This is a genomic window from Larkinella punicea (genome assembly GCF_003334855.1).
Classification (GTDB): Bacteria; Bacteroidota; Bacteroidia; order Cytophagales; family Spirosomataceae; genus Larkinella; species Larkinella punicea.
Map to the genome: position 1 here is coordinate 71,271 of NZ_QOWE01000006.1, position 17,527 is coordinate 88,797.

Here is a 17,527-nt window from a genome sequence, read left to right on the forward strand (position 1 = left end):
AAGAAAGGAGGAGGGGAGTAAGGGAAGAAGTAGGCGGTTTTCCTTTTTTCCCTTTCTCCACTCCTCCTTTCTTCCTTCTCTTTACATTTCAATTTTCAGTCCATCGTAACCCAGTCGGATCGACGGCGGCAGTCGTTTTTCTATTTCCCGGTGAAGACCAATTTTGTGGCTCATGTGGACAAAAAAGGTTTGTTCCGGCCGAATTCGTTCCACCAGAGCGAGGGCCTGTTCGAGGGTAAAATGGGAAATATGGGGTTCGATTTGCAGGGCATCCAGCACCAGAATCTGCGTTCCGTACACCTTTTCCAGCTCTTCGTCAGAAATGTAATTGAGGTCGGTCAGGTAGGTGAAGTTGTGAATGCGGTAGCCAAAAACCGGTAACCGATGGTGCAATACGTCGATCGGTGTGAATAGAACCCCTTCAATTTCAAATGGTTCGTTCCTGATCTCATTCAACTGGAGACGCGGAATGCCGGGGTATTTTTTTTCGGCGAAGATGTAGGCGTATTCGGTCTGAAGCTGGTTCAGGACGCGCTGGTGGGCATAGACAGGAACATCCTGCCCCTGTAGAAAGTTGTAAGCCCGAACTTCGTCCAGCCCGGCGGTGTGGTCTTTGTGTTCGTGCGTAAACAGCACCGCATCGAGTCGTTGGATGCCGGTGCGCAACATCTGTTGTCGAAAATCCGGGCCGGTATCGACAACGAAGCTTTTTCCATCAATGTCAAGATGAACGGAGGTCCGTAACCGTTTGTCCCGGAAGTCAATCGAGCGGCATACGTCACACGCACAACCAATCAGCGGCACACCGGAGGATGTTCCTGTTCCGAGGAGCGTAACAATCATAAGGATTGAAGGAAGGAAAAGTGGAGGAGTGATTTAACGGACACTCCTCCATCTCTTCACACCTTATTTATCCGTTAGCTGATTCACGACTTCGACCAGCCGGTCGAAGTTCAGCGGTTTCACCAGCACATCGTTGAAGCCGGCGGTTTTAAATTCTTCCTCCGTATAATTTTTCGCGTTTCCGGTGATGGCTACAACGGGAACCGCGGCTTTCTCCTTGTCGTCGAGCGCCCGCACCCGGCGTACGCACTCCATGCCATCCATCACGGGCATGTTAATATCCAGCAGGATGATGCTGAAATCTTCCTTTTCCAGAATTTGCAATACCTGCTCCCCGTTTTTAACGGAGGTGATGTCGTAATTCTGGAATTCAAGAATTTTACGGGCAAGGTTCTGGATAACGGAGCTGTCTTCGGCAATCAGTACTCGTTTGGTAGACATAAAGTCAATGGCTTGTGGTGAACTGTATCTTCACAGGAAGTTTGGACAGGTGAAATTAACGACTATTCCAATAACACAAAAAAAATGTTCGTGTACAGTCCCTACTTAATTTCGTTTATCAGACGATAAAGAGGTGACTTTGAATTATTTCTTGCCTAGTTAAATTTTTTAAACGGAAAATGCTATAAAATTCTATCCCTTTTGTATTTTTACTTTACGTTTATACCTACGTGTTGGTTGTGTTTGAATGGCTATTGGCTTTCGGTTGAGACCCGGTTTTCCCTGGTTCTGTTCCCCGATTCGCTTTGGCTGCCCCGTGCCTGAACTGCGCTGCGAGATTGTGTTGATTGTACTTCGGCCTGCCTTGAACAGACCGCCTGATTGTCTAACCCATGAAACTGACTGGCCCCGAAGCTTCTTTTGAATTGGATATTCTGGACTATGAATACAGCGATTCGCAGTACTTCATGGATCGTAACTGGCTGTTGATCAGTTTGAAAACCCGCTATCGGAACAAAGAGTATACGACAACGGCGCCCCTGTTATCGACCTGGGAAATTGAGTTGCTGATCAACTGGATGCGTTCGGTGGCTTCTCAGCGGGAGCTTTCGCCCCGGCTTTCGTTCGTAGAACCGTGCCTGGGCTTCAGCAATTCGTCGAAAGGCTTGAGTGGGTATTCATTCGGGATTAAACTGGATCAGGAAGCGGCCCCGGATTGGTACAGCGACCCCTACAAACCGTTCTGGTTGTCGGTCAGTCCCAACAACGACGAACTGGAGCGGGCTATTTCGGACCTGGAAGGGCAATTGGGGCGTTTTCCGGTGCGGGATTAAGAACCTATTACTTCCTGATCAATTCCTGTAAGGTGTGCATATTGACGGTTTTATCGAAAATGGCCCGCACCGGAATCCGGAATCCGGGGATCGTCAGACTTTCGAGGGTGTCATCCACAAAGAGAACCGCATTTTCTTCAAAAGCCATCAAATCTTCGTCCAGTTTATATTGCTCCAGTGACTGCCGAACCGGATCGATCATCCAGTATTCCCGAACGCCGTGCGCGGCATAGTCTTCGAATTTAATTCCCCCAACGGACGTTGCGCGATCGCGCCCGGTGGTGGTTCGGGAAAGAATTTCAACAATAAGATCCGGGGCGGGATGTTCCATCTGATCGTCGTGGAACGATGCCGCTATTTCTTTGTTCCAGTAGCAAATGTCGGGTTCGTAATCGTTTCGGGACAACGCAACCAGCGCTTTTTCAGTATTTACTTCACCTAAATCCTGTTTGTTAACATATACTTTTAACAGCATCAGGAGGTTTTCACTGGCATTTAGATGTTGTCGCTTAACCGGCGAGTGCATCACAACCACACCATTGATAAATTCCGCTTTTACATCATCGCGCAGCCACTCCCGGAATTCTTTACGCCGTTGTGCTTCGTCGTTCAAAATAGCCTGTGCCCGTTCGATAACCAGTCTGGCATCCGGCGCTTCCAGTAAATCAGCAACGCGGCTTGTGATCATAGTGAAAATCTATTTTTATAAAAATACGAAAAAACGGTTTACGATCTAGGGCTGGCCCAACTCGGGCATCAGTTCTTTCAGGATTTTCTGAGCCGCTATTGAAATAACCGTTCCCGGCCCGAAAACGCCTTTGACACCCGCATCATACAGAAACTGGTAGTCCTGCGCGGGAATGACGCCCCCGGCAATGACCATGATGTCGTCGCGGCCGATGGTTTTCAATTCTTCGATCAGTTGCGGCACCAGCGTTTTGTGTCCGGCGGCCAGGCTCGACACGCCCACGAGGTGAACGTCGTTTTCGGCAGCTTGCCGGGCCACTTCTTCCGGCGTCTGAAACAACGGCCCCATGTCGACGTCGAAGCCCAGGTCGGCAAAGCTGGTGGCAATGACCTTGGCTCCCCGGTCGTGGCCATCCTGACCCATTTTGGCCACCAGAATCCGCGGACGGCGGCCTTCCCGCTCGGCAAACCGGTCGGTGAGCTGCCGGGCGAGCCGGAAATTTTCATCATCCGACACCTCGGCGGAATAGATGCCCGACACGGAACGAATCGTGGCCTTATGACGGCCAAATGCCTTTTCCATAGCGTACGAAATTTCTCCTAACGTAGCCCGTTGGCGGGCGGCTTCGATGGCGAGAGCAAGGAGGTTGGTTGCCCCCCAGCCCCCTAAAGGGGGAGTCTCCCCCTTTAGGGGGCTGGGGGGCATTTGAGCGGCTTCGGTAATCGCTTCCAGCGCGGCTTCCACTTTTGCCTCATTCCGCCTGGCTTTTACCTCGTTAATCCGCCGGATCTGTCCTTCCCGAACGGCCTGGTTATCGACTTCCAGCAATTCAAGTTCCTTTTCCGAATCAGGGCGGTATTGGTTAACACCGACAATCACATCTTTCCCGGAATCGATCCGGGCCTGTTTTCGGGCGGCCGCTTCCTCGATGCGCAGTTTGGGCAAACCGGTTTCAATCGCTTTGGTCATGCCACCCAGCGTTTCCACTTCCTGAATCAACGCCCAGGCTTTCTGAATCAATTGATCGGTTAACGATTCGACATAATACGAACCGCCCCACGGATCGACAACGGCGGTAATATCTGTTTCATATTGCAGATAAAGCTGCGTATTTCGGGCAATCCGCGCCGAAAAATCGGTGGGCAAGGCAATGGCTTCGTCCAGCGAATTGGTGTGCAGCGATTGCGTATGCCCCAGCACAGCCGCCAGCGCTTCGACACACGTCCGGGCTACATTGTTGAACGGGTCCTGTTCCGTCAGGCTGTAACCGCTGGTCTGGCAATGGGTTCGCAACGCCAGCGATTTCGGGTTTTTCGGCTCAAATTGCCGGACCAGCGTCGCCCAAAGCACCCGGGCCGCCCGCATTTTGGCAATTTCCATGAAATGGTTCATGCCGATTCCCCAGAAAAACGACAGACGGGGCGCAAAATCGTCGATACTCATCCCGGCTTTCAAACCGGTTCGGATGTATTCCAGGCCATCGGCCAGCGTATAGGCCAGTTCGATGTGAGCGGGAGCGCCCGCTTCGTGCATGTGGTAGCCGCTGATGCTGATGGAGTTGAACTTGGGCATGTAGCGACTCGTATACGCAAAAATATCGCCGACCAGCCGCATCGACGGTTCGGGCGGATAGATATACGTGTTCCGTACCATGAACTCCTTCAGAATGTCGTTCTGAATGGTGCCCGACAATTGCTCCGGCCGGACGCCCTGTTCCTCTGCCGCCACGATGTAAAACGCCAGAATGGGCAAAACCGCCCCGTTCATGGTCATCGATACCGACATCTGATCGAGCGGAATCTGGTCGAACAGTGTCTTCATGTCTTCCACCGTGTCGATGGCAACCCCGGCTTTGCCCACATCACCCACCACACGCGGATGGTCGGAATCGTAGCCCCGGTGCGTCGCCAGATCGAACGCGACCGAAAGCCCTTTTTGCCCGGCCGCCAGATTCCGGCGGTAGAACGCATTGGACGCTTCGGCGGTCGAAAAACCGGCATACTGGCGGATGGTCCACGGCTGGGTCAGGTACATGCTGCTGTAGGGGCCGCGCAGAAAAGGCGGAATCCCGGCGACGGAACCCAGGTGCTGGGCGTCGGCAAGGTCGGCGGCTTCGTAATGCGGTTTTATTTTAATGCCTTCGGAGGTTACGAAAGGGCGCGAAGACGTGGCTGACGAGGGAGGGTTGTCAGGTGTCGTTTGATGAAGTGGCGTATTGAAATCAGGTCTCATACCGGTTTTCTCTTCTGGAAATTACTCGAATTCTTGGGACAACCGTAAAACCGGTAAGGTTTTTTGAACCCTTGCCGGTTTGGCCAGCAGCACTTCCTCATCAACCCGAAACTTCGTCACGCCCACCAAAATCCGGCCGTTCTTCACCGCTTCCACTTTGGCCTGATACGCTTTCTCCAGTTCGCTGGGAACAAAACCGCTTTCGGTTGCTTTCAATAAACCGCCCTGCTTTTCGACATCCAGAAACAACGCCCAGGCCGATTCGACCAGCTCGTTCGTCAGGGTTTCGAGGTAATACGAACCCGCCGAGGGGTCGAGCGTTTTGTCCAGATGGGCTTCCTCTTTCAGCAAAATGGAAATATTCCGGGCAATGCGGGTAGAAAATTCATCGGGTTCGCCGAAAACCGCGTTGTACGGATGAACGGTCAGCGCATCACAGCCCCCGATGACGGCGGACATGGCTTCCGTCGTGGCCCGGAGCAGATTGTTGTAAGGCGTGGCCGTAGTGTCGTAGAAGGTGGAGGTTTGGGCGTGGATGAATGATGAATGATGAATGATGAATGATGAATGATAAAATGTTAACAAGCGTTGCCAGAGGATGCGGAGGGCGCGGAGTTTCGCGATTTCGGTGAAGTAACTGGTTCCGACCGAGACCACGAAGCCGGTTTTGGGAATCAGTTGTTCCATCGTTAAACCGGCGTTGGTCAGGTGATCGAAGACGTCCACCACGGCGTTGAGCGTGAAGGCCAGTTCCTGTGTGGCGGTGGCCCCGGCGTTGTGGAAAACCGTGCTGCCGACCGTAATGGTCCGAAAGTGGGGTGAGTCCAACGTTAGGCGCGTCGCTTCCGCCATTTGCACCAGAGCCGCGTCGGGATGGGTGCCAGACTGGAGGGAACGGGCCACTGGTTCATCAAGAATACCGCCTTTCAGTTGATACGGCAGAATCTGCTTCAACGCCGTCGCCACGTTTTCCGACTGTCCATCGACGCAAAACCAAACCGGCGTGTCGCTCAGTTTCAGGCCATTCAGCAGCCGACTCCAGTTAATTTCTTCGATTTTTGCCTCGGTCAAATCAAGAAGAAAACCGTCGGCCCCTTTGGTAAGACCCGTACGCAGACCCGTATTAGTCTCACTTTCCGTTGAAAACCGCACCTGCGGCACGTTCAACCAGCCCAGCGACTGGCCCGTTCGCTGACTTTGCTGGATTGTGGCAAGTGGCAGCTTCGCCAAGTCTTCATTCGTATAAAATGGCTCCGTCTCCAGGCCATCGGGTGTGGGCCGCTTCAGGGATTCAAGCGGTTTTCCTTTCAGGTCGGCCACCACCTGCCGGGTCCACTCCGCTTTCGTAACGGCGGGAAAGAGCGATTTTATAGAAAACATAGTATCAAGGGCTGGAGGGTTAAAAAGGGTTGAATGGTTGGGATGGTTAAATGGTTTTACGGTAAAAAGGATGGTCTTCACAAACAGCCATTAGCCATTTAACCATCAAACCATTTTCAACCATCGAATCCATCAAATCCATTCTTTTCCAAAGTTAGGTCTTTTCGGAGTAAAGCCACAGCGGAGGCTTCGCCGTTCGCCGTTGGGTTGTATTATTTTGATAATCTATTTTAATGTATTGATAGATACAAAATGGGGCCGTATTTTTATCCGGCCGGAGTTTGGCAAGTCACCTTGTCTGCTCTAATTTTTTTCCTACTTTTGTCTCCCTTTTTTCACCCACCGGGCTGATTGTCTTGGGCAATTTGGCTTTATGATTAGGCAAAATGAAATTGTGAACATACCCGTACCCGGCATACAGCGCGAAGCAGTGACGGTCTGGAACCGCTGCCTGCAGGTGATCCAGGAGAACATTCCCGACCAGAGTTTTCGGACCTGGTTCGAGCCGATTGTTCCCCTGCGCCTGAATGGGAGCGAACTGACCATCCAGGTACCCAGCCAGTTCTTCTACGAATGGCTGGAGGAAAACTATGTTCATTTACTTCGAAAAGCGCTCGACTTTGCCATCGGTCATCACGGTCAATTGCAATATTCAATCATTGTCGACAAAGGCGACGAAGGCAGTAAGCCGTTGACGGTCAACGTACCGACTTCAAAGTCGCCCCAGAATGCCAAACCGGACAACGTCGACGCCGATATTTTGAAGAGTCCATTTGAAATGAAAGACCTGGACTCGCTGCAACTGGATTCGTACCTGAATCCGGCCTATACATTTGATAATTTTATTGAAGGCGACTGCAACCGGCTGGGCCGCTCGGCGGGTTTCGCCATCGCCCAGAATCCGGGAACAACCGCCTTTAATCCGCTGATGATCTACGGCGGGGTGGGGTTGGGCAAAACCCACCTGGTGCAGGCTGTCGGCAATTACATCAAAAATAACAATCAGGATAAATTCGTCCTGTACGTGTCTTCCGAAAAGTTTACCACCCAGTTTATCAACTCCATCCGAACCGATTCGCTGCGGGATTTCATGGGTTTTTACATGCAGGTCGACGTGCTGATCATCGATGATGTGCAGTTTTGGGCGGGAAAAGAAAAAACCCAGGAGACATTTTTCCATATTTTCAACCACCTGCACGGCGCCAAAAAGCAGATCATCATGACGTCCGACCGCGCCCCCCGCGATTTGCAGGGCATGCAGGACCGGCTTCAGTCGCGCTTCAAGCAGGGCCTGACGGCTGATCTGACCCAACCGGATCTGGAAACGCGGACGGCCATCATTCAGAAAAAACTGCTGGCCGAAGGCATCTTCATCGAGCATAACGTCATCGAGTACCTGGCGCACAGCATCAATACGAATGTGCGCGAACTGGAAGGCGTCATTGTGTCGCTGATGGCACAGGCGTCGCTCAACCGCCGGGAAATCGATCTGGATCTGGCCCGGAACACCCTCCGGAACCTCATCATCGACTCGGATAAGGAAGTGACCATCGATACCATTCAGGACGTGGTGGCCGATCATTTCAAGATTGCAGTTTCCGATCTGAAAAGCAAAAGCCGAAAGAAAGAAGCGGTTTTTCCGCGCCAGATTGCCATGTTTCTGGCCAAAGATCTGACGGAACTGTCGTTGAAATCGATTGGATATCACTTCGGAGGACGTGATCACAGCACGGTTATTCACGCCATTCAAACGATCAGCGACATCACCAACACCCATCCGCAAATCCGCGAAACCGTCGAAAAGCTGAAAGGAGCCTTGAAATAAGTTAAGAGTGAAGAGTTGGCTGACGCATTAACTCTTCACTCATAACTCTTCACTCATAACTCTTCACTCCAAACCAGAAACTCGGTTGGTTCGCCTGCTCTCCCGACAACAGATCGACGATGCCGCGTATGATCGGTGCGTGGCGCTTTCTCCACAGCGGCTGGTCTACGCCTTTTCGTGGTATATGGACGTCGTTTCGCCCGGTTGGGAGTTGCTGGTGGAAGGTGATTATGAGTACGTTATGCCGTTGCCTGTTCGCCGTCGGTATGGCGTCAAGTCCGTTATTCAGCCTTTGTTCTGCCACCAGCTTGGTGTTTTTTCGGCTGGTGAAACGCCGAATTCTTCGGTTTTATCCCGGTTTTTGGAAGCCCTCCACCAGCACATTCGCTATATTCCTTCGTATCAGTTCAATACTTTCAATTCAGCCGGGTTGGTGGCGGATTCAGTGCATCCGATTCCCCTGACAAATCACGTATTGAATCTTCAGAAACCATACGCGGAACTGGCTGCGGGCTATTCGAAAGATCGAAAAAATAACCTGAAACGCGGTTTGCAGCGCGAATGGGCGTTTGATGATACCACCGATATTGCTCCGCTGATCGACTTGTTCCAGAAGTATAACACCGCCGGCATCGGTCGCGTGGCGCCACAGGCCTATGATCAACTCCGGCAACTGGTTGCGGTTTTGCAAAACCGGCAGCAGGTAACCATCCGCGTGGCGATGCAAAACGGGCAGATCGAAGCGGGTTGTCTGCTGGTAACGGATGTCAACCGGATTATCCACCTTTTCTGTGCGGCCAGTCCGGAAGGGCGGAAAGGCAACGCCCGAACCGTTATTCTGGATCAATTCATTCGGGAATACGCCGGGCAGCCGCTCTGGTTAGATTTTGAAAGCCCCGAAGTTGAAACACTGGCGGCATTTAACCGTAGTTTCGGGGCCGAACCGGAACCATATGTTCGGCTGGTGAGCAACCAACTGCCGGATTCGGTGCGGTTCTTGCACCGGATGAAGCAATGGCTGCAGCAAACGCTTTTCCCCCGATAAATGTCCGGTATCTTGACCGCGCCGATTTCGACGCAGTTCGCTGGGATGATTGCGTTGCCGAATCGACCCAGCGACTGTTCTATGCATTTTCATGGTACCTGGATGCCCTGACCACGGGCGTTGGCGCTCCACATTGGGGCGGCATCGTGGCCGAACAGGCCGGGCAGTATGTGGCCGTGATGCCGGTGGTTTACAAACAAAAATACGGGATTCGGTATGCCTACCAGCCCGATTATTGCCAGCAACTGGGAATTTTCAGCCGGGCCGCAATCGATTTAGCGGTATTGTCTTCCGACTTTTTCGATCGATTAAACCGGTCTTTTCGCTGGGTGGTTTCGTACCGGTTTAACGAAAAGAATGAAAACGAACTGCAATTTCCAACCGAATTTTCCGTGATCAAGCGGTATAACCACGTTTTGCCGCTCAATAAACCGTATGAAGAAATCTATCGGCAGTATGCAACCGACCGGAAAATTAACCTCAATCGGGCGCGTAATGTGGGCTGGGTGGTGGAAGAAAAACCGGACATACGGCCGTTGATTCAACTGCATCGGGAGCACAATGAAGAGAAGGCAGTTGGCGGTATTCAACTCGATTTAACGATCTACGACCGGTTTGTAAAAGCCGTCGATCAACTAAAAAACCGGGGAATGGCGCGCATCTGGCTGGCTCGGAAAGAAGGCGAAAAAAACGCCGAAGCGGGTGGCTTGTTTGTGGCGGATCGCGACCGGATTACTTATCTTTTCAACGGCGCGTCACCCACCGGGCGGAAACAACAGGCGCGTTTGTGGATGATCAATCAACTCATCGAAGCGTTTGCCGGACAACCGCTGGAGTTTGATTTCGAAAGTCCGGCAGTGGGAGCGGAGTCGGTGAAAGCGTATTACCAGAGTTTCGGGGCCGAAAGCCGCCCCTATACCGAAATTTCATACGACCGTCTGCCGTGGTTTATTACCTACGCCAGAGCTTTCGTTCGTACTATTCTTGAATGGAAAAACCGGACTTGACGGACCGGTTTGTAGGTCTGTTACTGCTTGAAAAACTTCAGATCGTTTCGTAAGCCAGAGTGCTTTTTCAGGTCCATTTCCATCGAACCTACCCACAACTCCACTTCGATTTTCACCGGAACCTTGTTGGCATCGTCCGACACCCAGATTCGAATCGCATCCTCGCCTTTAAACAATTTATTCTCCGGCAAAACCGGGTTGAGCTTGATGGCGTTGATATGACCAAACCGGGTTTTAACCACCTCCCGGCCCCGATACCGTACCTTCATGTTGTAGACCTGATCGTCGAAAAAAGCGGGTACTTCGATGGTTTGGTTCGTGTTGACCCGGCTAAAGTCGATGGTTCGTAAGTAATAATAGCCGCTGATGACGTCGTGGACGTTATCCGGCACTTTAAAAACATCCTTCTGGTTTTTTTCTTCGGCCCGAACGGTATTGGCAAAATGATTGAAGGTCACGTTCTCTTCCTTGCGGTGGTTTCCCTCTTCGATGTGGGCGAAAAATTTCTGTGGCAGAATCGCCGTCGTATCGATGTACGACCGCCAGGTGTTGCGAATGCGAGTGATGAGGTCGAAGGCACCGACGGTTCGGCCATACACGTTGACGCGATAGCAAGGCCGTTCGTTGACTTTATAAAGCGTCGGAGCCACATCGACAACCGCTTCCGCAGCGTTGAAAATGCCGTAATGGACTTTGTATTCCAGGTGCTCACCGGCCCCAAAACTGGAATTGGGTACGCGACGGTACGCATTTTCCGGTTTCAGCGCCACCTGCGACAGAGCCGCTGTGGTTAGGATGGATAGGATAAGGACTACTTTTTTCATGATCGCTTGACCCTTGGCCCCGCAAATGTCAGGATTAGAGATAGGTACTTCCAACTGGAAACGGGTGAACCGCCATAAAAAGTGGCTCAACCGTCATCAAACTTACAAGGACGGATAGGTCTTTTTTAAATACGCCAAATACTGACTAAAATTGCTCTTAAACTTCTCTTCAAATTCGCGCCGGAAGCGGTTTTGTTGCTGCCGGTAGGTTTTATAACCCACGAAGTACGCGTTATTCGGTAAATTCTGCGGGTTAAACCGACGCTTTTTAGGAACCGGCGAACCCGTCAGCGGCTTCGTTTCCAGGGTATCGACGGTTTCGACAATCTGGTCGATCAACTGCCACTTCTTTTCTTCCCTGACCCGTTCGGGCGTTTGAGGGTTGTAAGTCGCGTATAAACTATCGAGTTTCCGGGTTCCGCGCAAAATGTGTTCGTCGTATTTTTCGCCGTATTGTTTCGAATCCAGATAGCCAAGAGCCGCCGGTGAGCTGGCTCCGTATTTCTGGGTCAGAAATTTCAAGGCCCCATATTCACCGACAAAATCCGCGAGGTTTTCGTTGTATTCCAAATTATCTTTTACAAACAGCGTGCCATGCGTCAGTTCGTGAATGATCAACTCGGCCAACTGCCCTTCCGATCGTTTCAACATCGACGACAGAATGGGGTCGCGGAAAAATCCTAACGTCGACCAGGCTGATACTTCATTTAAACGCGTATCGTAGCCCAGTTGTTTCAGTTCGTCCTGTTCCTGATTGGCGCGGTCGCGTTCAAAAAATCCTTTATACGCAAACGTTCCGATGACCGGGAACTCCCATTCTTTGGCCACAAGCCGGTATTTTTCCGAAGCTACCACGACCCACAGAATCGGTTGCCCGTGCTGGTCGTAAAATGTCGTGTAGTTTTTGGAAGGATTAATACCCAGAGAATCAACGGCATAACGCTTGATTTCCTGAATAAGTTCAATTTTCTGCTTCAATGAATCCGGAAACGACGCATCGGCCAGCACCTCCTCGACCGGCCGCGTGTTCCACAAAATCCGGAATTGCCCCTTTGCCTGCATCCAGCCATAGCCGATCAGGTCGCGGTACCAGATTCCCAACACAATACATACGCCCAAAAGGGCCAGCAGGATTTTACGAACCATAGACAAAAGTAGCAGACTCTCCCGGTTTTCTAGTGCCGGAAGTTGATATAAACCCCCTCCGAATGCTCAAATTTTCCGTTTCCTACGTCATAATGGGGCTCTAAACGGACGGTTACCGAAAGGCCATTGGCAATCGAAATATCCTTTAAAAACCGCAGCATCAACAGTTGTCGGTTGCGCTCCTCATAGGTGCTGTTATACCGGCGCGTGTAGCTCTGGTACAAATCCCCGCCCAATTCGGCCCGATAGGCGTTTCCGCGCCAGTAGCTAACCAAAACTGTCAGCGGTTTTAGGTGGAGCGTTAAATTGGGATAAAAAGCGCTACCGGAATAAGACTTTTCCGCATTTTCAGAATAACCGGCCACATAGGTGTCCAGCCGGGCCGAGCGCAGAAAACCAGACGCTGCATTCTGCCAGGTCAAACTCAGGCTACCGGCCGCGTTCAAGGCCGTTCGGACGGGCAGCGGGCTGTTGATGTTTTGGCCGCCAGCGTGAAAAACCGTGAATTGCAGCGGCACGCTCAGCCGAAAACCGGGGGTATGCAGCAGCGAAAATTCCGCCGAAACACCACCCCAGAACTGTTCCTGACGCGTGTAGCCGGGCCGGGTATTCTGGAGGTAGCTGATCCAGCCGTCGAAGAAGGTGCGGTCGGTTTGGTGATTGATTTGCAGGCCGTTCTCGATGCGCTGTTGCAGCAGCCGTTCAAAATTGTAGAGTGGCTCAATCAGGTTGTGACTTACTGAGCCTTCCAACGTCCCAAAGAGGTAATTCCAGTTGCGGTGACGAAACTTTACGGTGAACGTCGGCGCGATTTGCGTGATGCGTTCCTGGCCAAAATCGCTCTTGAAAAATACACCAGCTTCCAGCACAACGTTCGGCGCAGGCTGGTAGGCAATCCGGGGATTGAGCTGGTAGCCAAAGAGCGTATACCCGTCGGCGATGGGGCCGAAAAACTCATTATTACGGACAAAACCCAAACTAGTGAAGCGAAAACTCAGTTTTTGAATGCTGTCGAGTCGAACGCGCTGATCGAAGGTCCGGTTGTTCAACTGGGCGCTGATTGTGTGTGTTGTAAAACATAAATACCATACAACTATAGTAGTAATCGTCCGGCTACACGGGGATATTCCTGGAAAATATTTAACCTGTGTTAGTTTTTGTCGGGTTACCGAGCGTATACTACGCTTCATATATTTTGATTATTTTACAAACAGGGCTTGCAAATCTGACTGCAAAATCGTAATTTTATAAGGCTAAACATACTAAAAATCATTTTTTGAGGAAAAACACATCACATGGCACAAGCAACCGCTAGTACGGCTACTGAGAACAAACTGAAAGCCCTGCAAACGACCATCGAAAAGTTGGACAAAGCCTATGGCAAGGGCACGGTCATGCGGCTGAGTGAAAGCAAAGTCGTTGATATTCCGGTCATTTCGACGGGTTCGCTGGGGCTGGACCTGGCGTTGGGAATCGGGGGTGTTCCACGGGGCCGGGTCGTTGAGATCTACGGGCCGGAGTCGTCGGGAAAAACCACGCTGACGCTGCATTGCATCGCCGAAGCTCAAAAAGCCGGTGGTCTGGCTGCGTTCATCGATGCCGAGCACGCGTTCGACCGCTCGTATGCTGAAAAATTAGGAATCGATACCAAAAACTTACTCATATCGCAACCCGACAACGGTGAACAGGCACTCGAAATTGCCGAACACCTGATTAGCTCCGGGGCTATCGACATCATCGTCATCGACTCCGTGGCCGCGCTGGTTCCGAAAGCCGAACTGGAAGGTGACATGGGGGACAGCAAAATGGGCTTACAAGCCCGGTTGATGTCGCAGGCGTTGCGGAAACTGACGGGCGTGATCAACAAAACCGGTTGCTGCTGCATCTTTATCAACCAGTTGCGCGAAAAAATCGGGGTCATGTTTGGAAATCCCGAAACGACCACGGGTGGAAATGCCCTGAAATTCTACTCGTCGGTTCGGCTGGACATTCGCCGGATCGGACAGATCAAGGACGGCGATGAAATCATGGGGAACCGCACGAAAGTGAAGGTGGTCAAAAATAAATTGGCCGCTCCGTTCAAAGTGATCGAATTCGACATCATGTACGGACAGGGAATTTCGAAAGTCGGCGAGGTACTTGACCTGGCGGTTGAGCTGGAAATCGTTAAAAAATCCGGTTCCTGGTTCTCCTACGATGGCAACCGGCTGTCGCAGGGACGCGATGCCGTGAAAAATCTGTTATCCGACAATCCCGAATTGATGGCCGAACTGGAAGCTAAAATTCGTGCGATGGTGAATGCCAACGAAGATGCGCTGGTCGATCCTGTTGGCGCTGCCGTAGAAGGCGACGAGACACTCGATTAACAAGATACCGTAAAATACCGTGGTGAGCCGGTTTTGCGGCTTCATACCGAAAAAATTTTCAGTATTGTTTGACAAATGAAGAGGTGGTTGGCCGTTGCTGACCACCTCTTTTTTGTTATGTTGCCGAAAAAACAAAGAGCCCCGAATAAATCCGGGGCTCTTGTCGTAGAATTAACGTTCGTAAATACTAACGGTCACCGATGGCTTTAAACTCGCGCAGCGTCGGGCCGGTATAAATTTGACGTGGACGACCAATCGGCTCTTTCTGTGCCCGCATTTCGACGAACTGGGCGATCCAGCCGGGTAAACGACCGATGGCGAACATCACCGTGAACATATTGGTCGGGATGCCGAGGGCGCGGTAAATAATTCCGGAATAAAAATCGACGTTTGGATACAGTTTCCGCGAAACGAAATACTCATCGTGGAGAGCCGCTTCTTCAAGTCCTTTGGCAATTTCGAGCACCGGATCGTTCACGCCGAGTTTACTCAGTACATCATCGGCGGCTTTCTTGATAATACGCGCCCGTGGATCGAAATTTTTATAAACCCGGTGGCCGAAACCGAAGAGCCGGAAACCGGTGGTCTTCGCATTTTTCGCCATGTCGACGTACTTTGCCACATCACCGCCATTGGCTTTGATTTCTTCCAGCATCTCGATCACTTCCTGGTTGGCACCACCGTGGAGCGGCCCCCACAGCGCGTTGATACCGGCCGAAATCGAAGAATAAATATTGGCGCGTGACGAACCAACCAGCCGCACCGTCGAGGTCGAGCAGTTTTGTTCGTGGTCGGCATGAAGAATCAGTAATTTGTTCAGCGCGCTGGAAACCACCGGATCGATCTGGTAGTCTTCTACCGGCAGCGCAAACATCATGTGCAGGAAATTCGAGCAGTAGTCGAGCTGATTTTTTGGGTAATTAACCGGATGGCCCTGCGATTTCTTGAACGACCAAGTGGCAATCGTCGGCAGTTTGGCCAGCAGCCGGATGATGTGCATCTGCGTCTGATCCGGCGCTTTGTCGTCGTATGAGTCCGGATAAAACGCACTCAGGGCACTCACCAGCGACGACAATACGCCCATCGGGTGGGCATTATTGGGGAAACCCTCAAAAATTTTCCGCATGTCCTCATTCACCATCGTATGACGCCGGATGCTGTCTTCAAACTCGGCGTATTGCTGCTGAGTCGGCAAGTCACCGTAAATCAGGAGGTAAGCCACTTCCAGGAAACTGGCTTTGTCGGCAAGGTCTTCAATGGAATAGCCCCGGTACCGCAGAATGCCTTCTTCACCATCCAGGAAAGTGATCGCGCTCTGGGTCGCACCGGTATTTTTGTATCCTTTGTCTAACGTAACATAACCCGTTTGGTCGCGGAGATTGGAAATGTCAATGGCTTTTTCTTGTTCGCTACCAACAACGATTGGAAATTGGTAGGTTTTACCATCGACAGACAGTTCGGCAGTGTTTGACATACGTATTTGGGGTAGAGTAAATCGGTTATGGTAAACTTAATCGTTCAGGTTGGCTATCTATCCTCCATCGTGACGACCCTGCGCAACGAATGGACAATGCCGGGCGAGGAGTCGCCGGGCGAAATTAGCCAAAAACCACTAACGACAAGTGATTACTTTGGTAAAAACGCAAGGATTATGCAAAATCTACTTGTTTAACCCGAAATGGATGCCAATAGTTGCGACTATAAATGGATGGATTCATCATTTTTGACCACCAGCCGCACCTTCCGAATGGCCCCGGTCGACGGGATCCGATTAGTAAGTTCGTGGAAGATATTCTAAATTTAGGTTCAAACCACCGACGATGAAAAAAAACCTTATCCTCCTGTTAATCTGCGGATTCCTGACTTCGTTTGTATCGGCCCAGTCGACCAAAACGCTGATCGAAACGACCTCGCAATTTCTCAGTACGCTCGATGACGGAGAGTTGCAAAAAACGCAGTTTTCCTTTGCCGACAGTCTTCGAAAAAAATGGACTAACCTGCCGGTTGGACTGGTGCCCCGGCCCGGCATTGCCTACGGAACCTTATCCGACCAAAGCCGCCTGGCTTTTCACCGGGTCCTGTCGGCGATGCTGAGCTCGCAGGGCTACCTGAAAACGACGAGTATCATGCAGTTGGACGACATTCTGAACACCCTCTACCAACAGGCATTCGATCAGGGCAAGATCGACCAGAAAACGCTCACCATGATTCAGAATCTGAAGTGGTCGCACGGTAATTACTACATTTCGGTCTGGGGAAAACCGCAAACCGCCGAACCCTGGGGCCTCAATTTTGGCGGACATCACCTGGCGCTCAGCCTCACCGCCGACGGCGAGAAGGTGTCGATGTCGCCCTATTTTATCGGTACCGATCCATCGGAGGTGAAATCCGCCAAATACGCCGGACTACGCGTATTGAGCAAGGAGGAAGATTATGGCTTTATGCTCATCAACGCGCTGACCGACAAGCAGAAAGCCCTTGCTACCCTCAAGCAGGACGTACCAAAAGACATCATAACCAGTCCGCAGGGCAGCCAGCGCATTACGCAGTATTACGGCATTGCCGCCCGGCAATTCGACGAGGGACAAAAGGCGTTGCTGACGCTGCTGATTCAGGAATATACCCACAATTTCGAACACTGGAAAGCCCACCAGCTTTTCAATAAAATCGTGAAATCAGGCATCGACAAGATTTATTTTGCCTGGATTGGTAGCCACGAAAACAACAAACCGCATTATTACATTATCAACGGCCCCGATTTCCTGATCGAATACGATAACGTTGGTTTTCAGAACGATGGCAACCACATCCACGCCATTTTACGGGAAAAAGGGAACGACTTCGGCGACGATGTGTTGAAACAACATTACCTGGAAAGCCACAAATAACCGGCAGTA

The 17,527-nt window shown here is 51.3% G+C and carries 15 protein-coding genes; 6 read left to right on the forward strand and 9 right to left on the reverse strand.

The features are described from left to right. Positions 1–81 precede the first annotated feature (81 nt). A complete protein-coding gene (locus DUE52_RS08630; protein WP_114405594.1) occupies positions 82–843 on the reverse strand; it encodes an MBL fold metallo-hydrolase in 762 nt (253 codons plus the stop codon). A 63-nt stretch (positions 844–906) separates the two neighbouring features. Next, on the reverse strand, positions 907–1,284 hold the full coding sequence (locus DUE52_RS08635; RefSeq protein WP_114405595.1) for a response regulator: 378 nt from the start codon (positions 1,282–1,284) through the stop codon (positions 907–909). Between the two features lie 392 nt (positions 1,285–1,676). Between DUE52_RS08635 and DUE52_RS08640 the strand changes: the two genes are divergently transcribed. Further along, on the forward strand, positions 1,677–2,117 hold the full coding sequence (locus DUE52_RS08640; protein WP_114405596.1) for a WapI family immunity protein: 441 nt from the start codon (positions 1,677–1,679) through the stop codon (positions 2,115–2,117). Positions 2,118–2,124: 7 nt separating this feature from the next. On the opposite strand, the gene DUE52_RS08645 is transcribed toward DUE52_RS08640, so the two are convergent. From DUE52_RS08645 to DUE52_RS08655, 3 genes are read right to left on the reverse strand one after another with little or no spacing between them, the layout of a single operon-like run. Beyond that, on the reverse strand, positions 2,125–2,805 hold the full coding sequence (locus DUE52_RS08645; protein ID WP_114405597.1) for a Uma2 family endonuclease: 681 nt from the start codon (positions 2,803–2,805) through the stop codon (positions 2,125–2,127). Between the two features lie 45 nt (positions 2,806–2,850). After that, the gene (gene scpA, locus DUE52_RS08650; protein WP_114405598.1) at positions 2,851–5,037 is read right to left on the reverse strand and encodes a methylmalonyl-CoA mutase; all 2,187 of its coding nucleotides are present in this window, start codon (positions 5,035–5,037) and stop codon (positions 2,851–2,853) included. Between the two features lie 21 nt (positions 5,038–5,058). After that, the gene (locus DUE52_RS08655; protein WP_114405599.1) at positions 5,059–6,417 is read right to left on the reverse strand and encodes a methylmalonyl-CoA mutase family protein; all 1,359 of its coding nucleotides are present in this window, start codon (positions 6,415–6,417) and stop codon (positions 5,059–5,061) included. A 415-nt stretch (positions 6,418–6,832) separates the two neighbouring features. Here DUE52_RS08655 and dnaA point away from each other — a divergent pair, with 415 nt between their 5' ends. From dnaA to DUE52_RS08670, 3 genes are all read left to right on the forward strand, one after another. Continuing rightward, the gene (gene dnaA / locus DUE52_RS08660; protein ID WP_114405765.1) at positions 6,833–8,242 is read left to right on the forward strand and encodes a chromosomal replication initiator protein DnaA; all 1,410 of its coding nucleotides are present in this window, start codon (positions 6,833–6,835) and stop codon (positions 8,240–8,242) included. Between the two features lie 85 nt (positions 8,243–8,327). Further along, positions 8,328–9,287: a GNAT family N-acetyltransferase gene (locus DUE52_RS08665; RefSeq protein WP_114405600.1), complete on the forward strand. Its 960-nt coding sequence runs from the start codon at positions 8,328–8,330 to the stop codon at positions 9,285–9,287. After that, complete coding sequence (locus DUE52_RS08670; protein WP_114405601.1) at positions 9,257–10,294, forward strand: GNAT family N-acetyltransferase; 1,038 nt, start codon at positions 9,257–9,259, stop codon at positions 10,292–10,294. Before DUE52_RS08665 ends, DUE52_RS08670 begins: the two co-directional genes overlap by 31 nt. Positions 10,295–10,314: 20 nt before the next feature. Here DUE52_RS08670 and DUE52_RS08675 read toward each other — a convergent pair whose 3' ends face one another. The 3 genes from DUE52_RS08675 to DUE52_RS08685 all read right to left on the reverse strand — a co-directional run bounded on the left by DUE52_RS08675 (position 10,315) and on the right by DUE52_RS08685 (position 13,313). After that, a complete protein-coding gene (locus DUE52_RS08675; protein WP_114405602.1) occupies positions 10,315–11,118 on the reverse strand; it encodes a DUF3108 domain-containing protein in 804 nt (267 codons plus the stop codon). A gap of 102 nt (positions 11,119–11,220) precedes the next feature. Continuing rightward, entirely contained in the window at positions 11,221–12,264 is a 1,044-nt protein-coding gene (locus DUE52_RS08680; protein ID WP_114405603.1) for an aminopeptidase, read from the reverse strand. A 29-nt stretch (positions 12,265–12,293) separates the two neighbouring features. Further along, positions 12,294–13,313 carry a lipid A deacylase gene (locus DUE52_RS08685; RefSeq protein WP_114405604.1) on the reverse strand — a complete coding sequence of 340 codons (1,020 nt, stop codon included), beginning with the start codon at positions 13,311–13,313 and terminating at the stop codon, positions 12,294–12,296. 246 nt (positions 13,314–13,559) lie between these two features. Between DUE52_RS08685 and recA the strand changes: the two genes are divergently transcribed. Then, complete coding sequence (recA, locus tag DUE52_RS08690; RefSeq protein WP_114405605.1) at positions 13,560–14,630, forward strand: recombinase RecA; 1,071 nt, start codon at positions 13,560–13,562, stop codon at positions 14,628–14,630. A gap of 187 nt (positions 14,631–14,817) precedes the next feature. Here recA and DUE52_RS08695 read toward each other — a convergent pair whose 3' ends face one another. Then, positions 14,818–16,104 (reverse strand): citrate synthase, encoded by a 1,287-nt coding sequence (locus DUE52_RS08695; RefSeq protein WP_114405606.1) that lies wholly within the window; start codon positions 16,102–16,104, stop codon positions 14,818–14,820. Positions 16,105–16,450: 346 nt separating this feature from the next. Here DUE52_RS08695 and DUE52_RS08700 point away from each other — a divergent pair, with 346 nt between their 5' ends. Then, the gene (locus DUE52_RS08700; RefSeq protein WP_114405607.1) at positions 16,451–17,518 is read left to right on the forward strand and encodes a DUF3500 domain-containing protein; all 1,068 of its coding nucleotides are present in this window, start codon (positions 16,451–16,453) and stop codon (positions 17,516–17,518) included. Positions 17,519–17,527 lie beyond the last annotated feature (9 nt).